The sequence below is a fragment of the Amycolatopsis sp. 195334CR genome (genome assembly GCF_017309385.1).
In the GTDB taxonomy this organism is placed as follows: Bacteria; Actinomycetota; Actinomycetes; order Mycobacteriales; family Pseudonocardiaceae; genus Amycolatopsis.
This window is the reverse complement of the sequence record NZ_JAFJMJ010000001.1, coordinates 3,146,990-3,161,850: the sequence shown is the minus strand read 5'-3', so window position 1 is coordinate 3,161,850 and position 14,861 is coordinate 3,146,990. Positions and strand designations below refer to the sequence as shown.

At 69.9% G+C, this 14,861-nt stretch carries 16 protein-coding genes; 9 read left to right on the top strand and 7 right to left on the bottom strand.

Features of this window, described 5'->3' with window-relative positions:
* Positions 1-113 precede the first annotated feature (113 nt).
* Positions 114-1,286, bottom strand: a complete 1,173-nt coding sequence (locus JYK18_RS15535; protein WP_206804253.1) for an ROK family transcriptional regulator — start codon at positions 1,284-1,286, stop codon at positions 114-116.
* Positions 1,287-1,428: 142 nt separating this feature from the next.
* On the opposite strand from JYK18_RS15535, the gene JYK18_RS15530 reads away from it, so the two are divergent.
* The 5 genes from JYK18_RS15530 (at position 1,429) to JYK18_RS15510 (ending at position 5,741) form a co-directional block, all read left to right on the top strand.
* The gene (locus tag JYK18_RS15530) at positions 1,429-2,001 is read left to right on the top strand and encodes a YbaB/EbfC family nucleoid-associated protein (RefSeq protein WP_206802745.1); all 573 of its coding nucleotides are present in this window, start codon (positions 1,429-1,431) and stop codon (positions 1,999-2,001) included.
* A complete protein-coding gene (locus tag JYK18_RS15525; protein WP_206802744.1) occupies positions 2,001-2,357 on the top strand; it encodes an ESX-1 secretion-associated protein in 357 nt (118 codons plus the stop codon). The genes JYK18_RS15530 and JYK18_RS15525 overlap by 1 nt, the downstream gene beginning before the upstream one ends.
* The gene (locus JYK18_RS15520; RefSeq protein WP_206802743.1) at positions 2,350-3,522 is read left to right on the top strand and encodes a WXG100 family type VII secretion target; all 1,173 of its coding nucleotides are present in this window, start codon (positions 2,350-2,352) and stop codon (positions 3,520-3,522) included. Before JYK18_RS15525 ends, JYK18_RS15520 begins: the two co-directional genes overlap by 8 nt.
* A gap of 64 nt (positions 3,523-3,586) precedes the next feature.
* Complete coding sequence (locus tag JYK18_RS15515; RefSeq protein WP_206802742.1) at positions 3,587-4,771, top strand: hypothetical protein; 1,185 nt, start codon at positions 3,587-3,589, stop codon at positions 4,769-4,771.
* 268 nt (positions 4,772-5,039) lie between these two features.
* Positions 5,040-5,741 (top strand): hypothetical protein, encoded by a 702-nt coding sequence (locus tag JYK18_RS15510; RefSeq protein ID WP_206802741.1) that lies wholly within the window; start codon positions 5,040-5,042, stop codon positions 5,739-5,741.
* An 18-nt stretch (positions 5,742-5,759) separates the two neighbouring features.
* On the opposite strand, the gene JYK18_RS15505 is transcribed toward JYK18_RS15510, so the two are convergent.
* The 4 genes from JYK18_RS15505 to JYK18_RS15490 are packed head-to-tail and all read right to left on the bottom strand — an operon-like array spanning position 5,760 to position 9,867.
* Positions 5,760-5,975, bottom strand: a complete 216-nt coding sequence (locus tag JYK18_RS15505; RefSeq protein ID WP_206802740.1) for a hypothetical protein — start codon at positions 5,973-5,975, stop codon at positions 5,760-5,762.
* Positions 5,976-6,000: 25 nt separating this feature from the next.
* Positions 6,001-6,207 (bottom strand): hypothetical protein, encoded by a 207-nt coding sequence (locus tag JYK18_RS15500; RefSeq protein ID WP_206802739.1) that lies wholly within the window; start codon positions 6,205-6,207, stop codon positions 6,001-6,003.
* A 33-nt stretch (positions 6,208-6,240) separates the two neighbouring features.
* Positions 6,241-7,983: a hypothetical protein gene (locus tag JYK18_RS15495; RefSeq protein ID WP_206802738.1), complete on the bottom strand. Its 1,743-nt coding sequence runs from the start codon at positions 7,981-7,983 to the stop codon at positions 6,241-6,243.
* A gap of 48 nt (positions 7,984-8,031) precedes the next feature.
* Complete coding sequence (locus JYK18_RS15490) at positions 8,032-9,867, bottom strand: selenium-binding family protein (protein WP_242579137.1); 1,836 nt, start codon at positions 9,865-9,867, stop codon at positions 8,032-8,034.
* 446 nt (positions 9,868-10,313) lie between these two features.
* On the opposite strand from JYK18_RS15490, the gene JYK18_RS15485 reads away from it, so the two are divergent.
* Positions 10,314-11,102, top strand: a complete 789-nt coding sequence (locus tag JYK18_RS15485) for a M15 family metallopeptidase (RefSeq protein WP_206802737.1) — start codon at positions 10,314-10,316, stop codon at positions 11,100-11,102.
* On the opposite strand, the gene JYK18_RS15480 is transcribed toward JYK18_RS15485, so the two are convergent.
* A complete protein-coding gene (locus tag JYK18_RS15480) occupies positions 11,099-11,704 on the bottom strand; it encodes a DNA-binding response regulator (RefSeq protein ID WP_206802736.1) in 606 nt (201 codons plus the stop codon). The two genes, JYK18_RS15485 and JYK18_RS15480, sit on opposite strands and share 4 nt — an antisense overlap.
* The gene (locus tag JYK18_RS48005; protein WP_206802735.1) at positions 11,701-12,870 is read right to left on the bottom strand and encodes a sensor histidine kinase; all 1,170 of its coding nucleotides are present in this window, start codon (positions 12,868-12,870) and stop codon (positions 11,701-11,703) included. The genes JYK18_RS15480 and JYK18_RS48005 overlap by 4 nt, the downstream gene beginning before the upstream one ends.
* Before the next feature lie 113 nt (positions 12,871-12,983).
* Between JYK18_RS48005 and JYK18_RS15470 the strand changes: the two genes are divergently transcribed.
* Genes JYK18_RS15470 through JYK18_RS15460 form a run of 3 tightly spaced genes read left to right on the top strand, consistent with a single transcriptional unit; the run spans position 12,984 to position 14,823 of the window.
* On the top strand, positions 12,984-13,889 hold the full coding sequence (locus JYK18_RS15470; protein WP_206802734.1) for an ABC transporter ATP-binding protein: 906 nt from the start codon (positions 12,984-12,986) through the stop codon (positions 13,887-13,889).
* On the top strand, positions 13,886-14,614 hold the full coding sequence (locus JYK18_RS15465) for an ABC transporter permease (RefSeq protein ID WP_206802733.1): 729 nt from the start codon (positions 13,886-13,888) through the stop codon (positions 14,612-14,614). The genes JYK18_RS15470 and JYK18_RS15465 overlap by 4 nt, the downstream gene beginning before the upstream one ends.
* Positions 14,611-14,823 carry a hypothetical protein gene (locus tag JYK18_RS15460; RefSeq protein ID WP_206802732.1) on the top strand — a complete coding sequence of 71 codons (213 nt, stop codon included), beginning with the start codon at positions 14,611-14,613 and terminating at the stop codon, positions 14,821-14,823. Before JYK18_RS15465 ends, JYK18_RS15460 begins: the two co-directional genes overlap by 4 nt.
* The last annotated feature ends 38 nt before the right edge of the window (positions 14,824-14,861 follow it).

Sequence of the window (14,861 nt, the reverse complement as noted above, 5' to 3'; positions counted from 1 at the left end):
GCGAGAAACTAACCCACGGTCACGCCTCAACCCACAACGATCACCAGGCGTGACAAACCCGGGCAACCTGCTTCTGCGGGCAAAAGCAGGTTCCCCAGGTCAGGGGTGGCTGGTCAGGAGGAGAGGGTGAAGGCGCGGTCCGCGGCGGACCAGGCGGCGCCGATGACGCCCGCGGTGTCGCCCAGTTCGGACAACACGATCGGCAGGTTCCCGGTGGCCAGTGGCAGCGAGCGCCGGTACACCGCGCTCCGCACCTCCGCCAGCAGCTGGTGCCCCAGCTGCGCCACACCGCCGCCGATCACCACCATGCCCGGGTTGATGAAGCTGACCAGCGAAGCCACCACCTGCCCGAGCCGACGGCCGCCGTCGCGGATCAGGTTCACCGCGCCGAAGTCGCCCGAGGCCGCGGCGAGGCCCACGTCGTGCGCGTTCACCTCACCCTTCTCCGCGAGCACCCCGGCCAGGAACGCCGACCGCCCGCTGCGCGCCAGCGTGAGCGCGTCGCGCGCGAGGGCCGAACCGCCGAAGTACGCCTCCAGGCAGCCGACCTCACCGCAGGCGCACGTCGGCCCGTAGTCGTCGAGCCGGATGTGGCCGATGTCCCCGGCCGTGCCCGCGACCCCGCGGTAGACCTTCCCGCCGAGCACGATGCCGCAGCCGATCCCGGTGCCGACCTTCACGAAGATCAGGTCGTCCAGCGAGCGCGCCACCCCGGAGTGCCGTTCACCGAGCGCCATCGCGTTCACGTCGTTGTCCACCGCGACCGGGCAGTGCAGCAACCCGCCGAGGTGGTCCCGCACGGCGAACCGGTCCCAGCCGGGCATGATCGGCGGCGCCACCGGCATGCCCTCGGCGAAGCTCACCGGCCCCGGCAGCCCGATCCCGGCGGCGAGCAACCGGCCCGGCGCCTCCTCGCGCACCTTCTCCGCCAACTCCACGACGCGGCTCAGCACCGCGTGCGGCCCTTGCCGGATGTCGCAGTCCTCGACCGTGTACCCGAGCACCTCGCACGCCGCGTCCGTGACGGCGACGCCGACCGAAGTCGCACCGACGTCCACACCGAGGATGCGGAGATCCCCGGCGAGCCGCAGCAGCGTCGAGCGCCGCCCACCCCGGCTCGCCGACGGACCGGCCACCTCGACCAGTCCCAGCTCCCCCAGCCGGGTCACTTCGGCGGCGACCCGCGCCCGCGGCAGTTCCAGCCGCTCGCCCAGTTCCACCCGGGACATCGGGCCCTCGTCCCGCAACAGGGCCAGCAGTTCGGTCTGATGACGGGTCTCGATCATCGGCTGTCCCTTGGTGGATCCGCTGCTCACCGCAGCAGCCTAGAACCTGGGGGAACGATTCCGGTGAATCGCTGGGCGGTACTGCTCCATTTGTACGACAATCAGCCGCGTCGTCAGGCGAAAACAGCAGCTGGAGGGGCCGATGTCGGCGGAATTCGACCAACTCGTCGCGAAGTTCGAAGAGTTCCAGGCCGGGCTCAAGAACGTGGATGAACGCCTGGCGAACATCGGGGGCATGCAGGCGGAGATCAGCGAACTCGAGGCCACCGCCAGTTCCCCGGACCGGTCGGTCACCGTGGTCACCGGACCGGGTGGTGCGGTGAAGGAAATCCGGCTCACCGAGGAAGCGATGCGCCAGCGACCGCAGGCGCTTTCGGCCGCGCTCATGCAGACGCTGCAGGCCGCCGTCGCCGAATCCGCGCGGAAGCAGGCGGTGATCGTCGACGCCCACATGGGTGGTGAGCTCGGCGCCACCGAACGGGTGCTGGAAACCCAGGCCGAACTTTTCGGAACCACACCGGAGGCGCTGCGGTCCAAGCTCGCGGAAGAAGAAACCGCACCGGCCCGGCGCCCGCGTGACGAGCACGAGGACTTCTCGGAGCAGACGTTCCTCAGCGCCTCCGACGAGCCGCCGCGGCCGGGGCCGTCGCAAGCCGGTGGCGGTTCCCAGGGTGACGCGTTCCTGAAGAACCTGTTCGAGGAGGACGACCGCTGATGCCGGACGGAAGCGGCTTCAACGCCAAGCACGAGCGCCTGAAGGACTTCAGCGCGGACCTGACCAAGTACGAGGGCTGGGGCAACGACCTCAAGAGCAAGGTCACCGAATCGGATGTCGCCGACAAGTCCTGGGGGCTGGTCGGGCTGATGACCAAGGACAACTACTCCACCATGCTGGCCGAGCTGAACGACCTGCTCGGCCAGCTCAACGAGGGCGTGCTGGCGCTGTCGACGAAGTTCGAGCGCGCCTCGCAGGCGTACCAGTCGACCGACCAGGACTTCGCGAAGGGCTTCAGCGACCTGCTGAACGAGATCAACACGGGCGGTTCGGCGTCGGGGGGCGGCAATGGCTGAGACCACGAAGACCAGCGAGTACGACAAGGGCCTGTCGATCAAGACCGGCGAGAACAACTTCGACCAGGCGATGGGTGCCGCGCCGGCGCCGATCAGCAAGGGCTACACGCTGGTCAAGGACGTCAAGGGCGCGTTCGAGAGCAAGGACGCCGGTGACATCGCGCTCGCCGCGGGCACGGTGATCACCGACACCACCGGTTTCATCCAGTCCATCGGCAGCACCGCGCAGGAGATCGCCACCGATCCGATCGGCTGGCTGGTCGGGCAGGGACTGAGCTTCCTGGTCAGCATCTTCCAGCCGCTGGAGGACGCGATCGAGCTGGTCAGCGGGGATCCGGAGGGACTGTCGCAGGGCGCGGGCAACTTCAAGGCCATCGGCGAGAGCATGGTCCGGATGAGCCAGGACCTGGTGAAGAACGCCGACGAGACGCTGCAGGAGTGGACCGGCGAAGCCAGTGACGCGGCGAAGAAGCGGCTGGGCGAGTTCGCCAGCGGCATCGAGGGCGTGGCGGCGAAGTCCGGGAACGTCAGCGAGATCCTGCAGTTGTCGAGCATGCTGATGACCATCGTCAAGCAGGTCATCATGGCCATCATCACCGAGCTGGTGACCTGGCTGATCACCATCTGGATCCCGGCGCTGGCCGCCGCCGTGCCCACCGCGGGCGCGTCGACCGCCGCCGCCAGCACCGCCTCGGCGGCCAAGGGCGCGAGCAGCGTGTCCAAGGGCAACAAGATCGTGCAGATGCTGCGCAAGCTGCTCGACAAGATCAAGGAGTTCTGGGCGAAGCTGAAGGACAGCCTGGCGAAGGTCAAGGCGGACGGTTTCCTCAAGTCGCTCAAGAACAACCAGGCCGCGCTCGACCGGGTCGGCAAGATCGGGCTGGAGAAGGGCGCGGGGTACGGCGAGACGCTCGGGAAGTCCGTGCTGACCGGGTTGAAGGAAGCCGGGATGAAGGGCCTCAAGGAAATCCCGAAGGCGACCGTCGGCATCAACCCGAGCAACTTCGGGGACAGCTCGGGTGAGGGCGTCAAACCGGGCGCGATCGTGAACGACCTGTTCGCGAAGGGCATCAGCCACGCCAAGGCGGGCAAGAAGGCGAGCGACGCCGGCGCGATCGGCGACGAGCAGAGCCACGAGGAGACCAGCGACAAGCTGGACATCTGAGTCGATGGCGCTGATTTCGGGGACGGTCTTCGCGGCGGGGGTCGGTGGCGGCCTCGCGGTCGGCGTGGCCTCGGCGGTGTTCTACGGGCGCGCGGTGAAAAGCCGCAAGCGCCGCGAATTCGACCGGGTGCTGCGGAGGCGGGCGGAAGAGCCGGATTTCGGTTCGTTCGTGTATTGGAACACCGGGGAGCCGCTTCGACCCGAGGAGCTTTCCGGCTTCGGGTACCGGGGGCAGCGGTTCGTCGCCTTTCGGCACACGGTCACCACCCGCCGAATGCAGGGCGACGATCCGGTGCAGGACACGGTGCCGTACCGCGTGGTGCAGCTGGCGGTGCCGGTCGGGCCGCAGCTGGCCATCGTGCCGAAGTCGCAGGAGCGGGATTGGGCGCGTGGCGGGGAGCCGGTCGCCACCGGCGTCGCGGAGTTCGACCGGATGTACACGCTGTTCACCGAAGATGCGCCGTTCGCCCGGGCTGCTTTACCCCGCGAAAGCCTGCACTGGCTGGCGGGGCGGAAGGTGAGCACGCCGATCGTGCTGGCGGAGGGGGTGCTGAGCAGTGAATCGGCGGGTGAGCTGGATGCGAACGTGCTGCGCCATGCGGACCTGCTGGTCGAGTTGGCGTATCGGATGCCGCCGCTGAACGTGGCCGGGGAGGGCAGGTCAGCCCCCAGTCGCTACCTGGAGACGACGGCGAGCGCTGCGCCGCCGGACGAGAGCGCGGCAGCCCACCCGGACACAGCACCGGAGGAAGCTGCGGGGACCTCGCCAGGTGGCCCACCGTCGGGAACGGCGGCGACCCAGCAGGGCGGGCCGTCGGAAGAGGCGGCCGCGATTCGGCGGAGCAAGGCGGCGGAAGAGACTGCGGCGATTCGGCGGGACAAGGCGCCGGAAGAGACTGCGGCGGTTCGGCGGGGCGGGGCACCGGAGGATGTGGCGGCGATTCGGCCGGGGGTGGTGGAGCGGGGGTTGCTGGTGCTGCTGGTGCTGGGGTTCCTCCCACTGCTGGCGACGCTGGTGATCATCGGGGCGGTGGCGTTCGTGAACTCCGTTGCCTACTTCTTCGGGGCGGAGGCGCGGGTGCTCGCCGGGGGTGAGCCGTGGTTGCCGTTCCTGGAGAGCGGGTGGTACGGCCCGTTCACCGACTTCGGGACCGCGGCGCAGAGCTTTCTGCTCGGCGTCGTTTTGTTCGGGCTGCCGTTGCTGGCCGTTGGCATCGGGGCGGTTCGGGTGTCCCGCCGGTCCCGGTGATGTCGGCCGTCCCGACGATGTCCGCGGGGGCGGCGGTGGCGGCGAGAGCGCCAGTGATGCCGGCGGTCCCGGTGATGTCGGCGGTCTTGGCGGCGTCGGTGGAGGCGGCGGAGGTGGTCTCGCTGATGGTGGGGATGGCGGAGAGGTCGGCGTGAAACCGGCTAGAGCGGCGCTCTGAGGTGGGATTGGTGCTCTCGATGGAGAGCGGTGCTCTTGATTTGGATGGGCGCTCTTGTGGAGCGGTGATCGCAGGAGGAAGGGGGAAGGCGTGACGTTCAAGGACTACCTACCCGCCTTCGTCGTCGCGGGGTATGCGCTGGCGGGGGTGCTCGGCTGGCTTCGCGGCCGGGTCGGCGTTCGCGGGCGAAAGCCGCTGGCCGTAGCGGTTTGGGTGCTCGTGGTCGCGACCAGTTTGTTCTGGCTGGTAGCGGGCGCCGGGCTGTCCGGCACCATCACCGTCCTGGCGATCTTCGTGGTGCTCCCCTTCGTGGTGATCTTCCTGTCCCAGGTCCTCGGCCGCGCCCGCCGCAAGCGCGCCAACGACGACAACCTCCCCCCGATCTGGCCCGCGGTCCTCCTCGCCATCGGCGCCCTCGCCTTCTGCATCCCCGCCGCCAACCTCATCCTCAACGGCCTCAGCAGCCTCGTCGGCCTCGACCACAACGTCGATCTCCTGGTCACCGCCACCGAGGACACCAGCACCTTCGAGGACGGCGCACCCCGCACGGTCAGCGGCGAGTACCTCCTCGACGGCACCCGCGTCTTCGTCGACCGCTCCTGGTGGTTCGACTTCGGGCTTTTGCCCGCAGAAGCCGACACCATCCCCGTCTCCGTCGCGCCGATGTGGCCCTACCCGGTCTACGAGAGCACCTGGTCGGCCACGCTGATGACGCTCTTCGGCGTGGCACTGCTCATCCCCGGGGTCCCGCTCGCCCTGCTCGCCCTGCGCGAGCGCGGCAAGGTGGCGTGAACCCCGGGGACGCCGGCGTCAGTTCGGGATGAGGTTGTTCGGCGCCTTCACCACGGACTGCACCAGCCCGAGCACCGGAACCCCCAGCGGCGCGAACGTCCAGATGTTGTTCAGCTCACTGGTGTCCGGCTCGTCGACGATCACCGGGTCGGCGAGCGCCGGCGCGGCGACACCGACCAGCGCGATCCCGTACAGCACGGCCGCGGCCACCCCGCGGGCGAGGGACTTCTTCATGACTTCCTCCTTATGCGACAAAAAATCAAGCACCGATCAGCTTGAGCAGGTCGAACACCGGGGCCAGCCCACCGGGCACCCCGATCGTCGGGTCGAGCACGGGACCGAGGTCCACGCCCGGCAGCACCCAGATCGGCGTGCTGTCCGCGGCCGAGGCCACCCCGCCCGCGGCACCGGAGAACGCCGCCACCGCGACGCCGGTCACCAGCACCCGTGAAACCAGCTTCTTCATCTCTCCTCCAAGGACTCCCATCAAAAGCCGCGCTCAGGCGAGCAGCGGCAGGCTCACCGGGACCACGGTCGCCTTCGGCACCCACTGCCCGGCCAGCTCTTCGGTCATCGGCATGCCCGGCGCGTGCGCCTCACCGGGCCCCATCGGCATCACCGTCACCTGCGCGGCGGCGTAGATCTGCACCTCACCCTCGACGGACTGCGTGCCCAGCCAGGTGTGGAACCCGGCCATGGTGGGACTTTCGCCGCCGAACGCGTTCCCGACGGCGACCGCGTAGCTCACCGGCAGCTGCTCCCGCGGGTCGAACCGCAGCGGCACCGAGGTGGTGGTCACCGAGGTCGCCAGCGGGGTGTTGAGCAGCCACGGCGCGAGGTAGAGCCCGTGCGCGTAGACCGGGCTCTCCGCCTGTTGCGCCCCGGCGGTGGTCAGCGCCCGGTGCGCCTCGGCCCAGCCGGACACCGCGACCAGCGCGTTCTCCGGCTGCTGGTCGGCGTCGATCCGCAGCCCGGCCGCGGCCGCCGCCTCCCGCACCACCTCGGCCGCCGCCACCCCGCGCGGGGAGTCGTCGGCCTTCAGCGTGATTCCCTTCGCACCACGGGAATCCAGGAAGGTGACCAGTTTTCGCAACGCGTCGGCGTCCTCATTGGACAATGCGTCGGCCGGGCACGAGCCGAGCACGTCACGACGGCCGGTGATCAACCCGCCCAGCGCGGCGCTGGCGCATTCGGGACCGTCCACCCCGGACGCCGACGCGAACCCCGGCTGGTCACCGGTGTCCACGTCCACAGTGGACTCCGCCGCACCGGCGCGCAGCAGCACCTCGCTGCGCCCGGCGGGCAGGTCGATCTCCGCCCAGGTGCCCTCGGCCCCGGCCCGGGGCAGCGCCCGGACCGGCGTGCCACCGGGCACCGCGACGTCGAGCTGGTCCCCCGCGCTGGCCGGGAAGTGCACCAGATTGCGCCCCGGCCGTTGCGGGCTGATCAGCACCGGCACCCGCTGACCACCGAGTGACGCCTCGCCGAGCACCGGCACCCCGGGGACCGGCAGCTCGGCGGGCCGCGGGATCGCCGCCAGCGCGCTGAAGGCGACAAAACCCGCGACGATGCCCACCGTGCCGTAGCGGTAGATCCGGCCCGGCCGGATCGCCGCCACCGCCGTGACCAGCAACGGCAGTCCCACCACCACGAGCAGCGCGATGCCGAACGCGCTTTCGTGGACCCGGCGGTCGAAGCCGATCCCGGACGTGGCCAGCCGCACCGCACCGGCGAGCACGAGCAACCCGCCGAGCGTGAGCGACAACGGCCCCGGCCGCAGGGCGTCGGTGCGCAGCTGGTCCGCCGGAACGGCCACGGAGAGCACCGTGACCCCGAACCACGCGGCCGCGGCGGCCACGTAGACGGTGTCGACGGCGAATTCCACCCCGGACCGCCCGACGGCGGTTTCCAGTACCAGCAACAGGATCAGTGCCGCCGACAACCAGCGGGCCGGACCCGGCCTGCCCAGTGCCGACGGCACCGCGAGAACCAGGACCACGTGCACCGCGGCGCCCACCACGTTGACGTCCAGCACCGGTACCGAAACCGCCGCCAGCACGGCCGAAACCGCGGCCAGCACCCAGGTGAACACGGTTACCCTGGCCGGGATCCGGTCCGCCAGCGGGCGCAGCAGCCCGGTTCCGGCGACGAAGGCCGTGCCGAGCAGCAGCACGAGCCGGAGCAGCAGCGCGGCGGTGTCGGCCCCGGCCGACCCGGTGACGCCGATGTGCGAGTGGTCCATGGCCCCTACTCCTTTGTCCGCACGGGGGACGACCCCCGTACCCCCGAACTACCTGACGTCCGCGTCGGCGATGACGAACAGCTCCGAGTGCGGTTTGGCGTTGCCGAACGACCCGTGCGGCCAGTCCTTCCGGTTGAAGTTGATGCCCACCTGACCGGAGAACTCGTCCTTGAAGGTGTTGTCCACGCTGACCTTGCCGTCGGGACCGAGGTTCAGCATGTTCACCTTGTGGTCACCATCCAAACCGGACCGTGCGACGAAGTAGTTCGACACCGCGATCCGTTCCGGCGACTTGGTTTCGTGGTAGAAGCCGTCGGCGCCGAGCTTGAAGTTGTCGTAGGCACCCCAGTGCGGGCCCGCGGCGGGCTGGCCGGGGTTGATCGGCGCGGCACCGGCGACGGTCGGGCAGTCGCTTTCCGCGCCGCCCGTCTGCGCTTCGGCCAAGGTGTCGATCCTGCACTGGAAGTCGGTGCCCGCGGCCAGCAGCTTCTGGATGTCGAGCACGTAGACCCCACCGGTGGTGCCGGGGTCGTTCGGCCCCAGCGCGCCCTTGCCCCGCCCGGAAATCGCGCGGTACAGGTACTTGTCGTCGGGGCTGGTCTGGATCCAGCCACCGTTCGAGCCACCGCCGTTCGAGTCGTTCCCGGCGTGGATCGCCTTGTTGGCGGCCCCGTCGTCGAACACCTCGACCCACTTCGGTTCCTTGGCGGTGATGTCCGGCGTGTAGTGCACCGCACCGCCCTGCATGGTCTGGGCGAACGCGCCCTTGTGGCCGGGCAGGTTGGTCACCGTCGTCTCCATCACCGCGCGGCTCTCCGCGTGCAGCGGGTCCGCCGGATCGGCGCGGGGGCCGTCCTGCAGGTAGGACACCGCCTTCAGCTTCGGGTTGTCCCGCTCGGTGATGTCCCAGGTCCGCACGGTCGGCCGCCGCAGGTACGGCGACGGCTGCTTCACCGGGTCGAGGATGATGTTGCGCGGTTCCGCGTAGTCGCTGGTGACCAGCGTGTTCAGGTCCTCGCGGGCCTGGATGCCGTGCGGGTTGGCACAGGTCGGTTTCCCGAGCTGCGGCAGGTTCGCGCACAGCTTCGCGTTGTCGCCCTGCGGGGTCGCCGCCGAGGTCTGCGACAGCACCTTGCCGGTCTGGTCGAACCGGACCAGCGCGCCGGGACTGCCGGCGAACCCGTTGCCGACGGCGACCTGCCCGTTGGCGTAGGCGTACGGACCGGGCACCACCGGGCCGCCCATGTAGGTGCCGTAGGCGGTGCCGTCCTTCAGCGTCCAGTACGCGTCGGGCACCGAACCGCCGAGGGTGTTGGTCGGCAGGCTGATGCCCTTGAGCTTCAGCTCCGGCAACGCGCTGACGTCGAAGGCGTAGGTCGCCGCGGCGAACAACGCGCCAGCGTAGATCGTGTCGCCCTTGTGCCACACGTACTGCATGTGGTGCGGCTCGTTCTCCACCAGCGGGCCGACGGTGGCGGTGTTGACCACCTTGCCGTAGGTGCTCGAGCCCTCGGTCGCGTCGATCACGGCCAGGAAATCGGGGCCGGGCAAGGCATTGGTCACCTTGCCGAGGCCACCGGCGAGCGAACCCGGCAGGTTCTTCACGTCCTTGACCAGCGTGTCGGCGATGTTCTCGTCACCGGCCCAGACGAGCAGCCATTTCTTGCGCTTTTCCCCGGCCGCGCGAGCGGTTTGCTGGCCGCCGACCAGGTGGTTCTTCACCCAGTACTGCTTGCCGTCGGAGGCGGTCTTCGAATCGGTGAAGGTCTGCACGTCGGCGTACGCCTCGGTGCTCGACCCCTGGTAGGTGACCGCGCCGACGGCGAGCACGCCCGCCAGTGCGCCGATCACGAGTTTTCGCCATCGGGGCGAAGTGGACAGCATGAATTAACCCCTATTCCTTCCGAATGGTGAATTCGAAAAATCACCCGCGGGAAAACACGCGGGTCAAGAGCGCGAAGGAGAGGAAATCAGGAAGCCGGACAGAGCGCGCTGGCTTGCTGGCGCAGGTCGACGTGCAACCGCCCGACCAGTGCGACTCGAATGGACATGCCCGGAATGTTCTCGGCACCCCCCGGGGGTGTCAATCAGGTGATCAAAGGATGGGACGCCACCGGAGGGAGTGGCTTTCCCACCATTCAGGGCAGCCGGAAGGCCCCTTCGGCGGCTTTGCTGGGCCGAACGGGCGAACTGTTCCCAGAGTCCGGACTGGGCCATCTGCCGGTCGCTCACACCGGGTGATCGGACCCGGAACTCGGTCACCAGTCCCGTTATTCTTTCGTTACGTATTTTCGGGAACTCTTCCACCCCAGCGCTGTTACCAAGAGCGGATGTCGCACATCCTCCGCAAGGTGCTCGCCGCCGCGGCCGCCGTCCTGGTCTCCGGCGCCACCTTCGCCGCGCCCGCTTCGGCGGCCCCGCCCCGCCCGTTCGTCGTGCTGCAGGACTTCGCCCCGACCATCCAGCACGACATCCGGTACTACGGCCCGCACAACTTCGTCGGCACGAAGATCGACGGCTACCGCGAACCGCTGTGCATCCTCACCCGCCCGGCCGCCGAGGCGTTGCGGCGCGTGCAGTGGAAGATGCTCAGCCGCGGGTACACGCTGAAGGTCTACGACTGCTTCCGCCCGCAGCGCTCGGTCGACCACTTCGTGCGCTGGGCCAAGGACCTCGAAGACGAGAAGATGAAGCCCGAGTTCTACCCCAACGTGGCCAAGGACCGGCTGTTCGCGGACGGCTACATCGCGGAGAAGTCGGGCCACAGCCGGGGCAGCACGGTCGACCTGACCGTGGTGAAGCTGCCGCCGCGCCACCAGCGGCCGTACGTGCCCGGTGAACCGCTCCAGCCGTGCACCGCGCCCGCCGGCGAGCGCTTCCCGGACAACTCGGTGGACATGGGCACCGGCTTCGACTGCTTCGACACGCTCTCGCACACGGCGAACCCGCTGATCACCGGGAAGGCCCGGGAGAACCGCGACCTGCTGGTGAACACCATGGCCGAGGCCGGGTTCCGGAACCTGGTCGAGGAGTGGTGGCACTTCACCCTCAACGACGAGCCGTACCCGGACACCTACTTCGACTTCCCGGTGTCCCGGAAGTCGGTGTACCGGCCCTAGATCCAGCCGTGGTCGCGGGCGATGCGAGCCGCTTGCCCGCGGCTGCGCGCACCCAGCTTCGCCATCGCCGACGAGGTGTAGTTGCGCACGGTACCCGCCGACAGGTGCATCGCCCGCGCGATCTCGGTGGCGGTGGTGGTGTCGTCTACCAGGCGCAGCACGTCCAGCTCGCGTTCGGTCAGCGGGCAGTCGACCTCGGCGATCGCGTCGGCGGCGAACTCGGGGTCGACGTACCGCAGTCCGGAGTGGACTCGGCGGATCACGTCGGCGAGCAGCGAGGCCGGTGCGGTCTTCGCCAGGAAACCCTTGGCACCGGAGGAAAGCGCCTGCCGCAGCACGCCCGGCCGCGCGTGCCGGGTGAGCATCACCGAGCGCACCGCCGGATGGGCGGCGGCGATCCGGTCGAGCACGGCGAGGCCGTCGAGCACCGGCATCTCGTGGTCCACCACGAGCACGTCCGGCCGGTGCTCGGCGACCGCGGCCAGCGCGGCGGCGCCGTCCGGCACCCCGGCCACCACGGTCAGGTCCGGTTCCAGGTTGAGCAGCGACTCGATGGCCTGCCGGGTCAGCTGCTCGTCGTCGGCCAGCACGATGCGGATCACCGGGGCACCTCCGCCCGCACCTCGAAGGCGTTGCCGTGGGGTTCGGCGCTGAATTCCCCGCCCGCTTCGGTGATGCGCCGGTTCAGCCCGCGCAGGCCGGAACCTTCGCGACCGTCCTGCCGCATCGGCGCGACGCCGTCGTTGCGCACGTGCAGCACCGCCCGATCGCGGCGGATCTCCAGGCGCACCAGGCAATGGCTCGCGTCGGCGTGCCGGAGCAGATTGGTCACCGCCTCGCGCAGCACCCGGCCGAGCAGCTCGCTCGACTCGGCGCCGAGCCGCGCCGGATCGCCGGTGAACTGCCACCGGATGCCCGCCGATTCGAGCAGTCCGCGGGCCCCGGCCATCTCGATCACCAGCTCGGTGGACCGCCTGCCCTGCACCAGCGCGCGCACGTCGTGCACCGCGCCCCTGGCCAGCCGCTGCACCTCGGTGAGTTCGGCCCGCGACCGCTCGGGATCGACTTCGCTGAGCCTGCTGGCCAGTTCGCTCTTCAACGACACCACCTCCAGTGCGTGCCCGAGGATGTCATGCAGGTCCTCGGCCAGCCGCAGCCTTTCCTTGGTGGTGGCCAGTTCCGCGGCGTCGTGGCGGGCCTTCTCCAGTTCCAGCGTGAGCCGCCACTGCCTGAGCAGGAGCACCTCGGCGTAGGTCATCAGCAGGGTCAGCGCGAAGGTCAGCACGCCCTGCCCCGGCGCCCCTGGCTGACCCGTGACCACCATGCTGACCGCCGCGGTGAGCCCCATCAGCGCCGCGAACCCGACGCCGAACCGCCAGCCCGCCTCGGGGAACCGCCCGATCAGCAGGTCGTGCCCGATCAGCCCGGCGGCCAGCGACCACACCACGCCGTGGCCCTCGGTGCCGAAGGCGATGGCCAGCAGCCCGCCCGCGAGAGCGGTGAGCGCACCGGCCTGCCACCACGGCATCCGCTCGATCGGACCGTCGATCGAGCGCACCGTCCAGCGCCAGTGCCCCAGTCCGCCCAGTACCAGCCCGGCCACCAGCGCCACCAGGCGCGCGGCGTCCAGGTGGTCCCGCACCTCGGCCAGCACCAGCACACTGCCGACCGCGAACACCGAGAACAGGATGTTGTACCGGGTGTAGCGGCGCAACGATTCGAGGGCGGCCCGATCCCGTCCCCGCACCCGCCACCTGATTCCGCGCACCGGCTCACACTAACCACAGATGACACCTGTCACGTGCCCCGCGTACGACCGTCATCGGCACCGGTGACAGCGACGACTAAGAACGAGCGCGCCCCCGGGGCATGGTTTTCCCCATGAACGCGATCGAGATTTCCGAACTGAAGTACTCCTACGACGGCTTCACCGCCGTGGACGGCGTCGACTTCACCGTGCGGGCGGGCGAGATCTTCGCCCTGCTCGGCACGAACGGCGCGGGCAAGACGACCACGCTGGAGATGATCGAGGGCTTCCGGCGGCCGGAAGCCGGCCGCATCCGGGTGTTCGACCACGATCCGGCGCGGGCGAGATCGCGGCTGAAGCCCCGGATGGGGGTGATGCTGCAGCAGGCGGGGCTGATCGAGGAGCTGTCCACCGCGGAGACCCTCCGCTTGTGGGGGGCGCTGAGCAGCCGCACCGACGACGTCGACGCGCAGCTGGACCGCGTGGAACTCGGGCACCGCCGGGACACCCGCGTCGAGCAGCTGTCCGGCGGTGAGCAGCGGCGGCTCGACTTCGCGCTGGCCACCTGGGGACGGCCGGAGCTGGTGGTGCTGGACGAGCCGACCACCGGGCTGGACCCGGAATCGCGGCAGCGGCTGTGGAAGACGGTCGAGCGGATGCGCGACGAGGGCAGCACGATCCTGCTCACCACGCACTACCTGGAGGAGGCCGAGGCGCTGGCCGACCGGGTGGCGATCATGCACCAGGGCCGGATCTCGGTGGCGGGCGCGCTGACCGACGTGCTCGCCGCGCACCCGTCGCGGATCTCCGCGCGGGTGCCCATGCCCGCGCTCGACCACCCGCTGCCGCTGTTCGACGGCACCCTCGAGTCCACATTGGACGAACGGGGGGCGTTGCTGGTGGTGGAGACCGGTGCGCTGCAGGACGACCTCGGCCTGCTGATCGACTGGGCGCGGCAGCACGGCGTGGTGCTGGAGCGGCTGTCCGCGACGCAGGCGTCCCTCTCCGAAATCTTCCTCACGGTGGGAGCCGGGCGATGACGATGATGCTGCGACACGGGTGGTTCGAGATCCGGCTGCTGTTCCGGCGGAAGCTGACGCTGTTCTCGGCGACCGTGCTGCCGGTCGGGCTGTGCGTGCTGACCTGGTTCACCGTGCGGGACGCGCCGCCGGAGAACTGGGGCACGCTGGTCGGCGACCGGTTCACCATGCTGATGGTGCTGTCGGTGTTCATGACCAGCATGACCATCTACACCGCGCGGCGGCAGTCGCTGGTGCTCAAGCGGTTGCGGACCACGGAGCTGCCCGACGCCGGGGTGATCGGCGCGATCACCATGCCGGTGGTGGCGATGGGCGTGGTGCAGGCGCTGGTGTACTTCGGGTTCTGCCTGTACCTCGGCGCGCCGATGCCGGTGCACCTGTGGCTGGTGGTGCTGGGCATGGCCGCCGGGCTGGTGCTGACGGTGGCCGCCGGCATGGCCACGGCGGCGCTGAGCAAGAGCGTCGAAGCGACGCACGTGACCTCGTTCCCGGTGCTGGTGGGGGCGCTGGCCGGGTTGTTCATGGTGGGTTCGTCGAGCACCGGCGTGGCCACCGCGGGGGTGCTGATGCCGTTGCTCGGGCCGGCCGACCTGCTCGCGAAGGGGTGGACGGGCTTCGACACCGGCCCCGTCCCGATCACCACGGCGCTGGGGTCGACCCTGCTGTGGGCTGTCGTGTTCGCCGCGGTCATCGGCCGCTTCTTCAAGTGGGAGCCACGCTCGTGAAGCACTTCGAACTCCTGATGGGCACCAAACTGGCCAAGACGCCCGGGGTGCAGCTGGCCGTCGACCTGACCGGGGTGGCGCTGGCGATCGCGATCCTGCTGATCGGCGGGGTGACGAACGTGTGGGCGTGGACCCTGCTGCCGGGCGGCCTGCTGGTCGCGGCGGTCATCCGCACCACGATCGTCGCCCGGCGCGACAACACCCCCTGACCTGCTCTTGCCCGCGGAAGCCGCATGCTTCTGCGGGC